We start from the raw sequence: 15,813 nt of genomic DNA, 5'->3' as shown, positions 1-15,813 counted from the left end.
GCCCATTCGTATTTATCGATGGGTGCCAGATATAAAACTCGTTATTCAGCGGGTTCTATCCGACATACGATCATGTGGCGTGTGGTGTTCACAGTTGGGGTGAACATCCGGTCAGTACTTATTAGAAAAAATCGCCGTCGATTGGTTACTCCCTGATTGTCGCCAACAGTTCGCCTGTCGAGGCCGAGCCTTGCCGAGTCTATGTCAACGAATTGGCCCGGGTGCTGGAGATGCAGGCACTGTTGTTGGTGCCCATCACGGATGTGTTGCAGGCGCAACTGTCTGTGTATCAAGACTTGTTCCATCTGCAAGGGGAAGTCGAGTTCGACGGTGCCTCGTTCATGTTAATGAAGAAAATCTAACGGAGGCGTCAATGCCGTACTTATTACTGTCACTCGCTGCCGTGTTCTGGGGCGGTAACTATGTGGTCGGAAAGTTGATGGTGGTGGATGTTGATCCAGTGCTGCTGTCACAACTTCGATGGTTGATTACCAGCGCTTTACTACTGTTGATTAACTATAAAGCCGTGATCGCCAGTTTGCCGACCGCACGTAAGTCATGGTTGACCCTGGTTATGTTGGCGGTCTGTGGCCAAGTTATATTTCCGCTGACCTTATATATCGGTTTGCAATACACCAGTTCGTTGAATGCGGCGATTTACCTGTCGGCTACGCCGTGTCTGGTACTGGCCCTCAACCGTTTCGTTTTCGGTGATTTCATCTCCAGCTCGAACATGCTTGGGGTGGTCATCAGTACGGTGGGTGTGTTCTGGCTGGTGACCATGGGACATCTGTCCGATTTGAGCTTCCTGGAAGGCTTCAACAAAGGCGATTTCTGGACCATGGCCTCGGCTGCCAGTTGGGCTGTCTATTGCTCCTTTTTGCGGACAAAGCCCAAAACCATCGCCGGCAATGCGTTCGTAACGTATTGCGCGGTGGTGGGGGCGCTGTGCCTGATTCCGTTCAGCCTGGGTATTTGGGCGTTGCACCCTGATCTGACGTTCAACCTGGGGCAGGGGGCTGCACCGTGGCTGGGCCTGGCGTATCTGGTGATCTTCCCGTCCTGGCTGTCGTACTTGTTCTGGAGCAAAGGCATCGGTGAAATCGGTGCCACCCGTGGTGAGATCTTCACTCACTTGGTGCCACTGTCCGGTGGGCTGTTCAGTATCGTGTTCCTCGACGTGCAATTGCACGCCTATCACCTGGTCAGTCTGGTGCTGATCGTATTTGGGGTGATCCTCTGTTCTATTAAAAGACGGGCGCCGGTGGTACTGCGCACGGAGGCGGCTTGATGGACAGACACTCAACCCGGGCTGGCCGGTTTTTCGAAGTCCAGCACCCATTGCGCCAGCGCTCGGGGGGCTGGTTTGCCAGGGTGATCGAAAAATACGAATTCGGTGGTCAGCGAGGCATATGAACCACTCAGGAAATACGTTTGCACCTGGTCACTGCGGCAGCACGAATCGACCAGTGACAACGGCACCAGGGCAACGCCCACACCGTTGATCACATTAGAAAACAACAGCGGATAAGAGCCACACTCGATGATTTTTTCCGGGGTGATATTGCCCATCATGAATAGTTCGTCGAGATTACGTTGCGAAGCGCTGCGTCGGCTGTTGACCAGGAACACTTGGCCACTGAACGCTTTCAGGTCCTGGATGGCGGGGTGTGCTGCGCTGTAGATCAAGGCCAGCGGATCGTTGAACAGCGTTACCCGGCGATAATGCGAAGGTGCAAAGCCTGCGCCGACAATCACTGCGTCGAGCTTGCCGGCCTCAAGATCCTTGAGCAGCGACTGTGTATTACCAATGCTGACATCCACTGCCAGCCCGTCGGGATTGGCAACGATGCTTTGCAACAGGTTCTGGCGAGTAATAGTGAGGTTTTCGATGACACCCAAACGCACCCGTGTTTCGGTTTTTGTCTGGCTCAGGCTGGCTTGAGCGCGAGCAACCAGTTCGAGAATTTGTGAGGCGTAGGCATAGAGCTCCTTGCCTGGCGCCGTCATCGTGATTCCGCGACCGGAGCGTTCGAACAGCTTGGTATCGAGCCGTGATTCGAGTGTCTTGATGCGGAAGGAAATACTGGATTGAGCGCGGTTTAACCTGATCGCTGCTTGTGTGACGCTGCCGTAGTCAACGATCGCTTTGAAAGCGTCCAGTTCAGCAATTTCCATAGTCACGCACTCTTTGCTCCATAACGGGCCGAAGGCTTTCGGGCCGTGGCAGGATCTACTTTGAGCCCTGCACCGCTCTATTCTGCACGTTGCACAGCTCTTTCGTAATACTTGCTTACAAATATTTAAGCGGGTGTTTAGCAAGGAACGCAATCGCCTCGACAATAAACCGTTGGCAGGTAGCGACAGGCTTCAGTTTTTATTAGCAAAAAAAAGCCCCGCCTGGATCACCAGGCGGGGCTTTTTAGTGGCCGATGGAATCAGACGAGGGGTTTAGGCTCGTGCTCTTTTTCCTGGGCTTGCTCGTGTTGCTCTACCGCTTCCTGAACGGAGCGTGGTGCTTCGTCGATCACGGATTCAGCCGGTTCGGCAGGGGCTTCAGCGGCCGGGGCAGGGGCTGCCTCGACGACTTCAGCAACAACCGGTGCTGGCTCGGCAGCAGCCGGAGCAGCAGTGGCGGCCAGTTCGGCTTCCTTCTGCAGACGCTCGGCTTCACGCTTGCGACGACGTACTTCACGCGGGTCGTTCGGCGCACGGCCACTTGGGGTCAGAGCGCTGACAGGGGCGGCTTCGGCCACCGGTGCAGCCTCTTCGGCAACAACTGGCGCTTCAACAACCGCTGGAGCAGGCTCGGCAGCAGCAACCACTGGCTCGGAGACCATGGCTTCAGCAACCGGGGCCTCATCGACTGGCGCTGGAGCTTCGACCGCTACAGGTGGCTCGGCAACCCAGTTGAACGTGGTTTGTTCTTCGCGAACTTCACGAACCGGTTCAGCCGGCGCTTCAACCACAGGCTCGGTAGCAGCCACTGGTTCAGTGACGATAGTCGGTTCAGCGGCAGCTTCAACTTCAGGCTGTGCTTCACGAGCCGATGCTACTTCGATTTCCGGAGCGGCGGTGACTTCTACTGGCGTGGTCGCTTCAACCACTGGTGCTTCAACCGGAGCGGTTTCCAGCGTGGCGGCAGTGGCGCGTTCAGCTTGCTCGTTGGCTTGTGCTTCAGCAGGTGCGCTGATCACGGAGCTGGCAACGGCTGCGGTAACAGCCAGGCCGGCGGCCAGATCGGCAGCGCTTGGCGCTTCGGCGTTTTCAGCCGATTCGGACTCTTCCGAACCTTCGATCACATTGCCGTTGGCATCGCGTTGACGCTCACGACGGTTGCTGCGACGACGCTGGCCACGGGAGCGGCGGCGTGGACGATCGCCTTCGGCGCCTTCCTGACCATCTTCCTGCAGTTGCTCTTCGTTGGTGGTCAACACTTCTTCGGCAACGGCAGCAGCGGCTTGCTCGGTACGTGGCTGACGTTCTTCACGCGGTGGGCGTGGAGCGCGTTCTTCACGTGGCTGGCGGGCTGGACGCTCTTCAGCGTTGGCAGCGACGGCCGGAGCGGCATCCAGAGGCTCGCGCAGTTCACGAACCGGGCGTTCTTCACGCTCGCCACGTGGCTTGCGATCTTCACGCGGGGCGCGCGGCGCACGTTCTTCACGAGGGGCGCGTGGTGCGCGCTCTTCACGCGGAGCGCGTTCCTGGGCGACTGCTGGAGCTTCTTCGCGGGCTTCGCGTGGCTCACGTGGTGCGCGTTCTTCACGCGGTGCACGTTCCTCGCGAGGCTTGCGCTCTTCATCGCGGCGACCGTTACGGTTGCGGCTCTGCTGACGGCCGTTACGGCGCTCTTCGTTGCGCGCAGGGCGTTCGGTGGCTGGCTTTTCAACCACAACCGGCGCAGCAGGCTCTTCCTTGGTGGCGAACAGGCTGACCAGCGACTTCACCAGGCCTTTGAACAGGCTTGGCTCTGGGGCGACGGCCGGTGCAGCCACCGGAGCGGCGGCGACTTCGGTCGGAACCGGAGCGTTGGCGCGGGCTGGAGCCGTCTTGACCGCGGCTTCCTGGCGAACCAGGGTGCGGGTTGCGGCGGCTGGCTGGACTTCTTCGACTTCGGCAGCGGCAGCGGCGATTTCGTAGCTGGACTGGTTGATGCTGGCTTCCGGGCTGTCATCGCGCAGACGCTGAACTTCGAAGTGAGGCGTTTCGAGGTGATCGTTCGGCAGAATGACGATGCGGGCACGGGTGCGCAGTTCGATCTTGGTGATCGAGTTGCGTTTTTCGTTGAGCAGGAAAGCTGCAACCGGAATCGGCACTTGAGCGCGAACTTCGGCGGTGCGGTCTTTCAGGGCTTCTTCTTCGATTAGGCGCAGGATCGCCAGCGACAGCGATTCAACGTCACGAATGATGCCGGTGCCGTTGCAACGCGGGCAGACGATGCCGCTGCTTTCGCCCAGCGATGGACGCAGGCGCTGACGGGACATTTCCAGCAGGCCGAAGCGCGAGATACGACCGACTTGCACGCGAGCGCGGTCGGCTTCCAGGCATTCGCGGACTTTCTCTTCCACGGCGCGCTGGTTCTTGGCAGGGGTCATGTCGATGAAGTCGATGACGATCAGGCCGCCGATGTCGCGCAAGCGCAACTGACGGGCGATTTCTTCGGCGGCTTCAAGGTTGGTCTGCAGTGCGGTTTCTTCGATGTCGCTGCCTTTGGTGGCGCGCGCCGAGTTGATGTCGATGGACACCAGGGCTTCGGTCGGATCGATAACGATGGAGCCGCCGGAAGGCAGTTCGACGACGCGCTGGAAGGCGGTTTCGATCTGGCTTTCGATCTGGAAACGGTTGAACAGCGGAACGCTGTCTTCGTAAAGTTTGATTTTGCTGGCGTACTGCGGCATCACCTGGCGAATGAAGGTCAGGGCTTCGTCCTGGGCTTCAACGCTGTCGATCAGCACTTCGCCGATGTCCTGGCGCAGGTAATCGCGGATGGCGCGGATGATCACGTTGCTTTCCTGGTAGATCAGGAACGGCGCGGAACGATCCAGCGAAGCTTCTTTGATGGCGGTCCACAGTTGCAGCAGGTAATCGAGGTCCCACTGCATTTCTTCGCTGCTGCGGCCAAGGCCTGCGGTGCGAACGATCAGACCCATGTCGGCCGGGGCAACCAGGCCATTCAGGGCTTCACGCAGTTCATTGCGCTCTTCACCTTCGATGCGACGGGAGATACCGCCGGCACGTGGGTTGTTCGGCATCAGAACCAGGTAACGACCGGCCAGGCTGATGAAAGTGGTCAGGGCGGCGCCCTTGTTGCCACGTTCTTCTTTTTCGACCTGAACGATGACTTCCTGGCCTTCGCTCAGGACGTCCTTGATGTTGACGCGGCCTTCAGGGGCTTTCTTGAAGTATTCGCGGGAGATTTCTTTGAGGGGCAGGAAGCCGTGGCGCTCAGAGCCGAAATCGACAAAGGCAGCCTCAAGGCTTGGTTCGATGCGAGTAATCCGGCCTTTATAGATGTTGGCCTTCTTCTGCTCGCGTGCACCGGATTCGATGTCCAGGTCGTAGAGGCGCTGGCCATCTACCAGTGCAACACGCAACTCTTCGGGTTGAGTTGCGTTAATCAGCATTCTTTTCATGTAGTACCGTCGGTTTCCGGGCTGCCGGAAACGGCGTTCGGCACACACGACTTCTCATGGTCGGTGTCAGGTGCGTCAGGAGTGGTTGGCCACTCCAGTGTCTAGCGAACCCCGGCCAATTGGGCCGGTGTCGCGACGTACGCGTCCTGCTTGCTGTGGCTACTTAAGCACTCAGTCAGGAGGAGGAATCAACCGGCGGCTGTGGACGAGATGAAGCGTCTTGATAAAGCCTATTGCTACACAGTCCAGCGGTTGTGCATCTCCACCCTACACGTATCCCTGATAATTCGGGTGCTGCCGCGCGCAGAATCCGCAGCGGGTTGGCATTTACCGTGAGCTCCGAAAGGGGAGGTCACGCATCATGGCTAATTTAGGCGGTGTTTCCGAAGCGTTCGCTCGGGGTCGTTCGCAGCTGACTGCACTTTGTGAACTGGCCGTGAATATTTGCTCGGAAGGCGAGTGAAAACTCTGCTTTGCGGCATGATTCAGGCCTTATGTCACCTGCGCTCGTTACAACTGCAAACTCTGCCGTTACGTAGCGAAAGCCCCGTAGGACGGCCTCTCGTCCTCGTGAATTGCGTTGGTCAGGGCCGGTTTTTGACCGTTAGTCCGCTGTCCAGGCCACTTTTGGCGGCGTTCGCGACTATAGCAGCAATGATTAAGTGCTTCAATTCCATAAAAAATTGTTATCATCCACGCCATGACGACTACTGCCCCTTCGACCCCAGCCGTACAACTGCTGGAGGTCTCGCCGGAATATGCCGGCCAACGTATTGATAACTTCCTTCTCGCTCGGCTCAAAGGCGTGCCCAAGACCTTGATTTACCGCATTTTGCGCAAGGGCGAAGTGCGGGTGAACAAAGGTCGGATCAAGCCCGAATACAAGTTGCAGGCGGGCGATATCGTGCGCGTGCCGCCGGTTCGCGTGCCTGAGCGCGACGAACCCGTGCCATTAGCCCAGGGTTTGCTGCAGCGGCTCGAGGCCTCGATTGTCTACGAAGACAAGGCGCTGATCGTGGTCAACAAGCCTTGCGGCATTGCGGTTCATGGTGGCAGTGGCTTGACCTACGGCGTGATTGAAGCCTTTCGTCAGTTGCGTCCCGATTGCAAGGAGCTCGAACTGGTTCATCGTCTCGATCGTGATACCTCCGGCCTGTTGATGATTGCCAAAAAGCGCAGCATGTTGCGCCACTTGCACACGGCATTGCGCGGCGATGGCGTCGATAAGCGCTATATGGCGTTGGTGCGCGGCAACTGGGCGGCCTCAATCAAGCAAGTCCGTGCGTCGCTGGGCAAGAGTAATCTGCGCTCCGGCGAGCGCATGGTCGAAGTGGACGAGGAGGAGGGCAAGGAGTCTGTGACCGTGTTCAAGGTCCTGCGTCGTTTTGGCGACTTCGCCACCCTTATCGAAGCCAAGCCGATCACGGGTCGCACTCACCAGATTCGCGTCCATACTCTGCATGCCGGACATTGCATTGCTGGTGATACCAAGTACGGCGATGAAGGTTTCAGCAAAGAGATTCGTGATCTCGGCGGCAAGCGTCTGTTTCTGCACGCCTACATGCTGACTGTGCCGCTGCCTGATGGTGGTGAGCTCAAGTTGCAGGCGCCGGTCGACGAGATGTGGGCCAAAACCGTGGAGCGATTGAGTGCGCCCTACTGATTACAAGCTGCTGATTTTCGATTGGGACGGCACGCTGGCTGACTCCATTGGTCGGATTGTCGAGGCGATGCATGTCGCGTCCGAGCGGTCCGGTTTTCAGTTGCGTGATGATTTTGCCGTCAAAGGCATTATCGGTCTGGGCTTGCCGGAAGCGATCCGCACGCTGTATCCCGAGATTGGCGACACCGAGCTGATAGCATTCCGTCAGCACTATGCGGATCACTACATTGCGGCGGAGGCCGTGCCTTCGCCATTGTTTGAGGGCGTGGTCGAGTCTCTCGAAGCGTTTCGTGTCGAGGGGTATCATCTGGCAGTAGCGACCGGCAAGGCTCGTCGTGGGCTGGATCGGGTGCTGAGGTCTCACGGCTGGGAAGATTATTTCGATATCACCCGTGCTGCTGACGAAACCGCCAGCAAACCCCATCCGCTGATGCTTGAGCAGATTCTCGCCCATTGCGAGGTCCGTCCGGAGCAGGCGCTGATGGTTGGCGATTCGTCGTTCGACCTGCAGATGGCGCGCAATGCGGGCATGGATTCAGTGGCGGTCAGCTATGGCGCTCAATCGATCGACGCCTTGAAGCTATTTGAGCCGAGACTGGCCATTGATCGTTTTTCAGAGTTGCACGCCTGGCTGAATCAGCGGGTTTAATTGGTTTTTTTGCTGGGGTACATGGCATGACCGACGAATGGAAAGCGCCCGCCAAGGCGAGTGCGGAAAGCGGTGACGAGAAAAGCTGGAAGCTGCTGGAAAAAACCTTGCTGGCTGGTGTGCAGGAACAGCGCCGGTCCCGTCGCTGGGGGATATTCTTCAAGTCGCTGACTTTTTTGTACCTGCTCGGCGCGTTGATTCTGTTATCGCCGTTGATAGGCATGGAGAAGGGCGCGAGCCTCGGCTCTGGCTACACGGCGCTGATCGATATAACAGGCATGATTGCCGACAAAGAGCCGGCCAGTGCCGACAATATCGTCGGCAGTCTGCGTGCAGCCTTCGAGGACAAGAAGGTCAAGGGGGTGATTCTGCGGATCAACAGCCCTGGCGGCAGTCCGGTGCAGTCGGGTTATGTCTACGACGAGATCCGTCGTTTGCGCGGCCTGAATCCAGATACCAAGGTTTATGCGGTGATCTCGGATCTGGGCGCTTCCGGTGCCTATTACATCGCCAGCGCCGCGGATCAGATCTACGCCGACAAGGCGAGCCTGGTGGGTTCCATTGGTGTGACAGCGGCCGGTTACGGTTTTGTCGGGACCATGGAGAAGTTGGGTGTCGAGCGTCGTACCTACACCTCCGGCGAGCACAAATCGTTCCTTGATCCGTTCCAGCCGCAGAAGCCTGCGGAAACCCAGTTCTGGCAGAGCGTGCTCGATACCACTCATCAGCAGTTCATCAGCAGCGTCAAGAAGGGCCGTGGTGATCGCCTGAAGGATAAAGAGCATCCGGAGCTGTTTTCCGGGCTGGTCTGGTCCGGCGAGCAAGCGCTGTCGCTGGGCTTGATCGATGGTCTGGGTAATGCCAGTTCGGTTGCCCGTGATGTGATCGGCGAGAAAGAACTGGTGGATTTCACTGTTGAGGAATCGCCATTCGATCGCTTCTCGAAAAAACTCGGCTCCAGCGTGGCTGAGCATTTGGCGATGTGGATGGGCTTTCAGGGTCCGTCGTTGCGCTGATCTTCTTGCTTTAAGGTATCTGCACGCCTTCGGCCAGCAACATGTCCACCAGGCGAATCAACGGCAGGCCGATCAGGCTGGTGGCGTCAGGGCCTTCGGTGCTTTGAAACAGGCTCACCCCCAAACCTTCGGCCTTGAAGCTGCCAGCGCAGTCGTAGGGCTGTTCGGCGCGCAGGTAGCGTTCGATGCGCGCTGCGTCGAGTGTGCGCATGTGTACGGTAAAGGGCACGCAGTCGACCTGGCAGTGGCCGGTCTGACTATTGAGCAATGCCAGGCCGGTCAGGAAGGTCACGCTCGCACCGCTGGACGCCAGCAGTTGTTCGCGGGCCTTTTCGAAAGTGTGAGGTTTGCCGATAATCCGCTCTCCGAGTACCGCGACCTGGTCCGAGCCGATGATCAGATGGTCAGGATGACCGTTCGCAAGGGCGCGGGCTTTTTCTTCGGCGAGACGCTTTACCAGTTCGACGGCTGACTCGGCCGGACGGTGGCTTTCGTCGATATCCGGCGAGCTGCAGGTGAACGGCAGCTGCAAGCGGGCCAGTAATTCCCGGCGATAGGCCGAGCTTGAAGCGAGTAATAAAGGCAGCATGCGCATCTCCAAAGGGCAGGGGCGAATTCTAGCGCAGGCTCAAGTGACGGACAGGGCTGAATTTCCTTTGACATGGCTGGGGGCATCCCTATAATGCTGCGCCTATGTTGAATGACCCGATTCCACCTCACGTTGACCCGCGCAAATTGGCTGACCGTGGCACCACCCTTCAAGGTGAGCTGCTGCTGGCCGATTTGGAGAGACTCTGCGACCCGCTTTCCGATACTGTCGGTACGGTGCAGGCTAAATTCGTTTTTGAACGAGATGAACGTAAATCTGTGGTAATTCACAGCTTTATCGACACCGAAGTCAAAATGGTTTGCCAGCGTTGTCTTGAGCTGGTCACCCTGCCGATCCATAGCGAATGCAGTTATGCTGTGGTGAAGGAGGGTGCGAATACCCAGTCGTTGCCGAAAGGTTATGACGTGCTGGAACTGGGCGAAGATCCTTTGGATCTGCAGTCACTGATCGAGGAGGAGCTTTTGCTCGCCTTGCCCATTGTGCCTGCTCATCATCCGGAAGAATGCCAGCAGCCGGCGGGTCTCGATGAGCCCGAACCGAGCGAGGACGAGGTAACGCGGTCCAACCCGTTCAGTGTATTGGCGCAGTTAAAGCGTGACCCAAACGTTTAGGAGTTAATCAATTATGGCTGTTCAGCAGAACAAAAAATCCCGCTCTGCCCGTGACATGCGTCGTTCGCACGACGCTCTCGAGGCTAGCACCCTGTCTGTAGAAAAAACCACCGGTGAAGTTCACCTGCGTCACCACGTATCGCCAGAAGGCGTATACCGTGGTCGTAAAGTGATCGACAAGGGCGCTGACGAGTAATCCTTGTCCGCTCAAGTCATCGCGATTGACGCAATGGGCGGGGACTTCGGTCCCCGCAGCATTGTTCAGGCCAGCCTTGCTTGTCTGTCTGCTACACCCTCGCTGCACCTGACCCTCGTCGGTCAACCCTCCCTTCTTGAAGAACTGCTCGCCAGCCAATCGGCTGTGGATCGCGCGCGCCTGTCGATTACGCCGGCATCCGAAGTCATCACCATGGACGAAAAGCCTGCCCAGGCCTTGCGCGGCAAACCCGATTCGTCGATGCGCGTGGCGTTGGAATTGCTGCGAGACGGCAAGGCCCAGGCCTGCGTCAGTGCGGGTAACACCGGTGCATTGATGGCGTTGTCACGGTTTGTGCTCAAGACCTTGCCGGGCATCGATCGGCCGGCAATGATCGCGGCCATTCCGACGCAGAAGGGCTACTGCCAGTTGCTCGATCTGGGTGCCAACGTCGATTGCAGTGCCGAGCACTTGTTGCAGTTTGCAGTGATGGGCTCGGTCGCGGCAGAAACCCTGGGCATTGTTCGCCCAAGGGTCGCATTGCTGAACATCGGCACCGAAGACATCAAGGGCAATCAGCAGGTCAAACTGGCGGCCACCTTGTTGCAGAGTGCTCGTGGCATCAACTACATCGGGTTTGTCGAAGGTGACGGCTTGTACCGTGGCGAGGCGGACGTGGTGGTGTGTGACGGCTTTGTCGGCAATATCCTGCTCAAGTCCAGCGAAGGCCTGGCGACCATGATTGCCGGGCGGATCGAGGCGTTATTCAAGAAAAATTTCGCGTCGAAAGTGGTGGGCGCACTGGCGCTGCCGTTGATGAAACGCTTGCAGGCCGAACTGGCACCCGCACGCCATAACGGCGCAAGTTTCCTCGGTTTGCAGGGAATTGTCGTGAAAAGCCACGGTTCGGCGGGGGTGCAGGGTTTTCAGAGTGCGATTCAACGCGCGTTGATCGAGATCCAGGAAAACTTGCCGGAGCGGCTTCATGGGCGCCTGGAGGATTTGTTGCCTTAGGTGTTTTCGTCGGACAATGCTTAAATGTGACCGCTCAGTTCAATGGGCCATCCAACTGTGAGTTTCTTGCGTTCCACAAGCGGGACGTCAATTCTCCGACGACAAGATCATTAGGGGCTTGTTACATGTCTGCTTCCCTCGCATTCGTCTTTCCAGGACAGGGTTCGCAGTCCCTCGGCATGCTGGCCGAGTTGGGCGCGCAACATCCTGTGGTCCTCGAAACATTCAAAGAAGCTTCTGATGCTCTGGGTTACGACCTGTGGGCACTGACCCAGCAAGGGCCGGAAGAACAACTCAATCAAACCGATAAAACCCAGCCGGCCATTCTGACCGCCTCGATCGCCTTGTGGCGTCTGTGGCTGGCTGAAGGCGGTGCGCGTCCGGCTTACGTTGCCGGTCACAGCCTGGGCGAATACAGTGCCCTGGTGGCTGCAGGCAGTCTGAGCCTGGGCGACGCGGTGAAGCTGGTAGAGCGTCGCGGTCAGTTGATGCAGGAAGCCGTTCCGGCCGGGCAGGGCGGCATGGCTGCAATCCTGGGTCTGGAAGACGCCGATGTGCTGGCAGCCTGTGCCGAAGCGGCGCAAGGCGAAGTAGTGAGTGCGGTTAACTTCAACTCCCCGGGCCAGGTAGTGATCGCTGGCGCCAAGGCGGCGGTAGAACGTGCCATCGAAGGCTGCAAGGCACGCGGCGCCAAGCGTGCCATGCCATTGCCGGTCAGCGTGCCGTCTCATTGCGAATTGATGCGCCCAGCCGCCGAGCGGTTCGCCGAGTCGATCGCAGCGATCGACTGGCAGGCACCGCAGATTCCTGTGGTACAGAACGTCAGCGCCAACGTGCCGGCCGATCTGGAAACCCTCAAGCGCGATCTGCTTGAACAGCTCTACAAGCCTGTACGCTGGGTCGAGTCGGTCCAGGCGCTGGCTGCCAAGGGCGCGACCGAACTGGTCGAGTGCGGCCCTGGCAAAGTACTTGCCGGTTTGAACAAACGTTGCGCCGAAGGCGTGTCGACCTCTAACCTCAATACCCCAGACGCTTTCGCTGCCGCCCGTGCAGCGCTGGCCTGAACAAGGAGAAGCTTGCATGAGTCTGCAAGGTAAAGTTGCATTGGTCACTGGTGCCAGCCGTGGTATCGGCCAGGCTATCGCTCTGGAATTGGGTCGTCAGGGTGCCATTGTTATCGGCACCGCGACTTCCGCTTCGGGGGCCGAGCGTATCGCGGCTACCCTGAAAGAAAATGGTATTCAGGGTACTGGCCTGGAACTCAATGTCACCAGCGACGAGTCCGTAGCGGCCGTGCTGGCGAGCATTCAGGAGCAATTCGGTGCGCCGGCGATCCTGGTCAATAATGCTGGTATCACCCGCGATAACCTGATGATGCGCATGAAAGATGACGAATGGCATGACGTCGTCGATACCAATTTGAACAGTCTGTTCCGCCTGTCCAAGGGCGTTTTGCGCGGCATGACCAAAGCCCGTTGGGGACGAATTATCAGTATTGGCTCGGTTGTGGGTGCCATGGGCAACGCAGGCCAAGTAAACTACGCTGCCGCCAAGGCCGGTCTGGAAGGTTTCAGCCGTGCACTGGCGCGTGAAGTCGGTTCGCGTTCGATTACGGTAAACTCGGTGGCCCCTGGGTTCATCGACACCGATATGACCCGTGAACTGCCCGAGGCGCAGCGTGAAGCCTTGCAGACGCAGATTCCGCTGGGTCGTCTGGGGCAAGCTCAAGAGATCGCGTCTGTGGTCGCTTTTCTTGCATCTGACGGTGCGGCTTACGTTACTGGGGCTACAATCCCGGTGAACGGCGGGATGTACATGAGTTAAATGTGACGGATTGCTTCAAAAAAATGTCATACGAGCTGTCTAAAATCCGTTATAAAGCTGCAATCTATTTATAGACAGAGGGTCGCCGGGTTTGAGGAGTGAAGCTTTCAGTTGAAAAACTGAAAAGTCTTTCTATACACTTACCCACCGGCCAGCTGCCTGAATTTGTCCATTAGGAGTGAAAACAAGGTATGAGCACCATCGAAGAGCGCGTCAAGAAAATCGTTGCTGAGCAACTGGGCGTTAAAGAAGAAGAAGTGGTCAACACTGCTTCCTTCGTTGAAGACCTGGGTGCCGACTCCCTTGACACCGTTGAGCTGGTGATGGCTCTGGAAGAGGAATTCGAGACCGAAATCCCTGACGAAGAAGCTGAGAAGATCACTACTGTACAAGCAGCAATCGACTACGTTACCAGCCACCAGGCGTAATAGTTTTTAGTCGTCGCTCGCTGTCATGGAAAAACCGCACTGCCATCATGGCGTGCGGTTTTTTCTTTAGGCCTGATGCAAAGTCGTCATTTGAAAAAGGAGAGTGCTGTGTCGCGTAGACGCGTCGTAGTCACCGGTATGGGTATGTTGTCGCCACTGGGCACGGATGTGCCGAGCAGTTGGCAGGGCATTCTGGCTGGCCGCAGTGGCATTGGTCTGATCGAACACACCGACCTTTCTGCCTATTCCACCCGTTTTGGCGGTTCGGTAAAGGGCTTCAATGTCGAGGAATACCTGTCGGTCAAGGAGGCTCGCAAGCTCGACCTGTTCATTCAGTACGGTCTGGCAGCAGGTTTTCAGGCCGTGCGTAACGCAGGTCTTGAAGTCACCGACGCCAACCGCGAGCGGATCGGCGTGGCCATGGGGTCGGGTATTGGCGGTTTGACCAATATCGAAGAAACCAGCCGAACGCTGCATGATTCCGGCCCACGACGGATCTCTCCGTTTTTCGTGCCTGGCTCGATCATCAATATGATTTCCGGTTTCCTGTCCATCCATCTGGGGGCACAGGGACCTAACTACGCCATCGCCACGGCGTGTACCACCGGTACGCACTGCATCGGCATGGCAGCACGCAACATCATGTACGACGAAGCCGACGTGATGATCGCCGGTGGCGCCGAGATGGCTGCGTGTGGTCTGGGCATGGGTGGCTTCGGTGCCTCCCGCGCGCTGTCGACCCGTAATGACGAGCCGTCCCGCGCCAGTCGTCCATGGGACAAGGGCCGTGATGGCTTCGTGTTGTCCGACGGTGCCGGCGCTCTGGTTCTCGAAGAACTGGAACACGCCAAGGCCCGTGGCGCGACCATCTACGCCGAGCTGATCGGTTTCGGCACCAGTGGCGATGCTTACCATATGACCTCGCCACCGGCCGACGGCGCCGGTGCCGCGCGTTGCATCACCAATGCCTTGCGCGATGCGAAGATCAATAGCGATCAGGTTCAGTACATCAACGCTCACGGCACTTCGACCTCGGCCGGCGACCTCGCCGAAGCCTGTGCGATCAAATCCGTGTTCGGCGATCACGCCTACAAGCTGGCGGTCAGTTCGACCAAATCCATGACCGGTCACCTGTTGGGTGCGGCGGGCGCGGTCGAGGCGATTTTCAGCGTACTGGCAATCAACAGCCAGGTAGCACCGCCGACCATCAACCTCGATGAGCCGGACGAAGGCTGCGACCTCGACTTCGTACCCCACACCGCGCGTGGCATGGATATCGATGTGGTGCTGTCCAACTCCTTCGGATTTGGCGGTACCAATGGCTCGCTGGTGTTCCGCCGGTTCGCTGGCTGATGGACAGCTGGGTCGACGGTCAACCGGCTGACGCTTTGTCGCTGAAGGATCGCGGCCTGGCTTACGGTGATGGTCTGTTCGAGACCATCGCAGTCAAGAGCGGGCAGCCGTTGCTACTGGATCGACATTTGTCGCGTCTGGCGGAGGGTTGTTCGCGCCTGGCGATTGCCGCTGATCATGAATTGATCCGCGCGGAGCTACTGGCCTATGCCGCCGCGCTGGGCGAGGGCGTGCTCAAACTCATTCTCACCCGCGGCGACAGCCTGCGCGGTTATGCCGTCGATCCCTCGGCTCAGGCTCGACGTATTCTGCAAGGCAATCCTCCTGCTGCTTATCCGGCGGCTCATGCGGAGCAAGGTGTTCGCCTGTTTCCTTGTGCGACACGGCTTTCCAAACAGCCATTGCTCGCCGGTCTCAAGCATTTGAACCGTCTGGAGCAGGTCATCGCCCGTTCAGAATGGCAGGACACCGAGCATGCCGAAGGCTTGATGCTGGATCAGGTAGGGCGGGTGATCGAAGGCGTGTTCAGTAATCTGTTCCTGGTACGCGATGGCGTGCTGGTGACCGCCAATCTCAAACGCTGTGGCGTGGCGGGCGTGATGCGTGCCGAATTATTGTTTCAAGCCAAGTCATTGGGGATTCCCACGCAAATCACCGATATCACCCTCGAGCAGCTGCAATGGGCTGACGAGGTCTTTGTCTGCAACAGCGTGTATGGCGTTTGGCCGGTGCGCGCCTATGCCGCACTGAGCTGGCCGGTTGGGCCGCTCACCCGTAAACTCCAAACCATTGCTCGTGCGCTACTGGATGCTTGAT

General features: G+C 58.1%; 16 protein-coding genes. 13 read left to right on the top strand and 3 right to left on the bottom strand.

Annotation, left to right across the window (positions count from 1 at the left end; translation table 11 throughout):
- Window positions 1-230 precede the first annotated feature (230 nt).
- Both BK662_RS35175 and BK662_RS09265 read left to right on the top strand, forming a co-directional pair.
- Entirely contained in the window at window positions 231-362 is a 132-nt protein-coding gene (locus BK662_RS35175) for a hypothetical protein (RefSeq protein WP_259695890.1), read from the top strand.
- An 11-nt stretch (window positions 363-373) separates the two neighbouring features.
- Window positions 374-1,291, top strand: coding sequence for a DMT family transporter (locus tag BK662_RS09265; RefSeq protein ID WP_123357811.1), 918 nt, complete (start codon window positions 374-376; stop codon window positions 1,289-1,291).
- 11 nt (window positions 1,292-1,302) lie between these two features.
- Here BK662_RS09265 and BK662_RS09260 read toward each other — a convergent pair whose 3' ends face one another.
- Window positions 1,303-2,178 (bottom strand): LysR family transcriptional regulator, encoded by an 876-nt coding sequence (locus BK662_RS09260; RefSeq protein ID WP_123357810.1) that lies wholly within the window; start codon window positions 2,176-2,178, stop codon window positions 1,303-1,305.
- Between the two features lie 260 nt (window positions 2,179-2,438).
- Window positions 2,439-5,633 (bottom strand): ribonuclease E, encoded by a 3,195-nt coding sequence (rne, locus tag BK662_RS09255; RefSeq protein WP_123357809.1) that lies wholly within the window; start codon window positions 5,631-5,633, stop codon window positions 2,439-2,441.
- 700 nt (window positions 5,634-6,333) lie between these two features.
- Between rne and rluC the strand changes: the two genes are divergently transcribed.
- The 3 genes from rluC to sppA are packed head-to-tail and all read left to right on the top strand — an operon-like array spanning window position 6,334 to window position 8,961.
- Window positions 6,334-7,296, top strand: coding sequence for a 23S rRNA pseudouridine(955/2504/2580) synthase RluC (gene rluC / locus BK662_RS09250; RefSeq protein WP_008014368.1), 963 nt, complete (start codon window positions 6,334-6,336; stop codon window positions 7,294-7,296).
- The gene (locus tag BK662_RS09245) at window positions 7,283-7,945 is read left to right on the top strand and encodes an HAD-IA family hydrolase (RefSeq protein ID WP_123357808.1); all 663 of its coding nucleotides are present in this window, start codon (window positions 7,283-7,285) and stop codon (window positions 7,943-7,945) included. Before rluC ends, BK662_RS09245 begins: the two co-directional genes overlap by 14 nt.
- 26 nt (window positions 7,946-7,971) lie before the next feature.
- Window positions 7,972-8,961: a signal peptide peptidase SppA gene (sppA, locus tag BK662_RS09240; protein WP_123357807.1), complete on the top strand. Its 990-nt coding sequence runs from the start codon at window positions 7,972-7,974 to the stop codon at window positions 8,959-8,961.
- 10 nt (window positions 8,962-8,971) lie between these two features.
- On the opposite strand, the gene BK662_RS09235 is transcribed toward sppA, so the two are convergent.
- Window positions 8,972-9,550 (bottom strand): Maf family protein, encoded by a 579-nt coding sequence (locus BK662_RS09235; protein WP_123357806.1) that lies wholly within the window; start codon window positions 9,548-9,550, stop codon window positions 8,972-8,974.
- A 104-nt stretch (window positions 9,551-9,654) separates the two neighbouring features.
- Here BK662_RS09235 and BK662_RS09230 point away from each other — a divergent pair, with 104 nt between their 5' ends.
- The 8 genes from BK662_RS09230 (at window position 9,655) to pabC (ending at window position 15,812) form a co-directional block, all read left to right on the top strand.
- Entirely contained in the window at window positions 9,655-10,182 is a 528-nt protein-coding gene (locus BK662_RS09230) for a YceD family protein (RefSeq protein ID WP_004371317.1), read from the top strand.
- A 13-nt stretch (window positions 10,183-10,195) separates the two neighbouring features.
- Window positions 10,196-10,378 (top strand): 50S ribosomal protein L32, encoded by a 183-nt coding sequence (rpmF, locus tag BK662_RS09225; protein WP_003179396.1) that lies wholly within the window; start codon window positions 10,196-10,198, stop codon window positions 10,376-10,378.
- 3 nt (window positions 10,379-10,381) lie between these two features.
- Window positions 10,382-11,392: a phosphate acyltransferase PlsX gene (plsX, locus tag BK662_RS09220; RefSeq protein WP_081501315.1), complete on the top strand. Its 1,011-nt coding sequence runs from the start codon at window positions 10,382-10,384 to the stop codon at window positions 11,390-11,392.
- A 125-nt stretch (window positions 11,393-11,517) separates the two neighbouring features.
- Window positions 11,518-12,456 carry an ACP S-malonyltransferase gene (gene fabD / locus BK662_RS09215; protein WP_052964852.1) on the top strand — a complete coding sequence of 313 codons (939 nt, stop codon included), beginning with the start codon at window positions 11,518-11,520 and terminating at the stop codon, window positions 12,454-12,456.
- Window positions 12,457-12,472: 16 nt separating this feature from the next.
- Entirely contained in the window at window positions 12,473-13,216 is a 744-nt protein-coding gene (fabG, locus tag BK662_RS09210; protein WP_008014356.1) for a 3-oxoacyl-ACP reductase FabG, read from the top strand.
- Window positions 13,217-13,407: 191 nt separating this feature from the next.
- Window positions 13,408-13,644, top strand: a complete 237-nt coding sequence (gene acpP, locus BK662_RS09205) for an acyl carrier protein (RefSeq protein ID WP_003175607.1) — start codon at window positions 13,408-13,410, stop codon at window positions 13,642-13,644.
- A gap of 108 nt (window positions 13,645-13,752) precedes the next feature.
- Window positions 13,753-14,997, top strand: a complete 1,245-nt coding sequence (gene fabF, locus BK662_RS09200; protein WP_123357805.1) for a beta-ketoacyl-ACP synthase II — start codon at window positions 13,753-13,755, stop codon at window positions 14,995-14,997.
- Window positions 14,997-15,812 carry an aminodeoxychorismate lyase gene (gene pabC, locus BK662_RS09195; protein WP_123357804.1) on the top strand — a complete coding sequence of 272 codons (816 nt, stop codon included), beginning with the start codon at window positions 14,997-14,999 and terminating at the stop codon, window positions 15,810-15,812. The genes fabF and pabC overlap by 1 nt, the downstream gene beginning before the upstream one ends.
- The last annotated feature ends 1 nt before the right edge of the window (window position 15,813 follow it).

This window comes from Pseudomonas frederiksbergensis (genome assembly GCF_003732275.1).
Taxonomy (GTDB): Bacteria; Pseudomonadota; Gammaproteobacteria; order Pseudomonadales; family Pseudomonadaceae; genus Aquipseudomonas; species Aquipseudomonas frederiksbergensis_H.
Note: the sequence above shows the minus strand (reverse complement) of the source record. Positions and strands in the feature narration are given on the sequence as shown.

Bases quoted from the DNA above. Each gene is read 5' to 3' on its own strand.
- rne (WP_123357809.1), bottom strand. From the start codon at position 5,633: ATGAAAAGAATGCTGATTAACGCAACTCAACCCGAAGAGTTGCGTGTT.
- rpmF (WP_003179396.1), top strand. From the start codon at position 10,196: ATGGCTGTTCAGCAGAACAAAAAATCCCGCTCTGCCCGTGACATGCGT.
- rluC (WP_008014368.1), top strand. From the start codon at position 6,334: ATGACGACTACTGCCCCTTCGACCCCAGCCGTACAACTGCTGGAGGTC.
- pabC (WP_123357804.1), top strand. From the start codon at position 14,997: ATGGACAGCTGGGTCGACGGTCAACCGGCTGACGCTTTGTCGCTGAAG.
- fabD (WP_052964852.1), top strand. From the start codon at position 11,518: ATGTCTGCTTCCCTCGCATTCGTCTTTCCAGGACAGGGTTCGCAGTCC.
- BK662_RS09230 (WP_004371317.1), top strand. From the start codon at position 9,655: ATGTTGAATGACCCGATTCCACCTCACGTTGACCCGCGCAAATTGGCT.
- BK662_RS35175 (WP_259695890.1), top strand. From the start codon at position 231: ATGCAGGCACTGTTGTTGGTGCCCATCACGGATGTGTTGCAGGCGCAA.
- BK662_RS09265 (WP_123357811.1), top strand. From the start codon at position 374: ATGCCGTACTTATTACTGTCACTCGCTGCCGTGTTCTGGGGCGGTAAC.
- acpP (WP_003175607.1), top strand. From the start codon at position 13,408: ATGAGCACCATCGAAGAGCGCGTCAAGAAAATCGTTGCTGAGCAACTG.
- fabG (WP_008014356.1), top strand. From the start codon at position 12,473: ATGAGTCTGCAAGGTAAAGTTGCATTGGTCACTGGTGCCAGCCGTGGT.
- BK662_RS09260 (WP_123357810.1), bottom strand. From the start codon at position 2,178: ATGGAAATTGCTGAACTGGACGCTTTCAAAGCGATCGTTGACTACGGC.
- sppA (WP_123357807.1), top strand. From the start codon at position 7,972: ATGACCGACGAATGGAAAGCGCCCGCCAAGGCGAGTGCGGAAAGCGGT.
- BK662_RS09235 (WP_123357806.1), bottom strand. From the start codon at position 9,550: ATGCTGCCTTTATTACTCGCTTCAAGCTCGGCCTATCGCCGGGAATTA.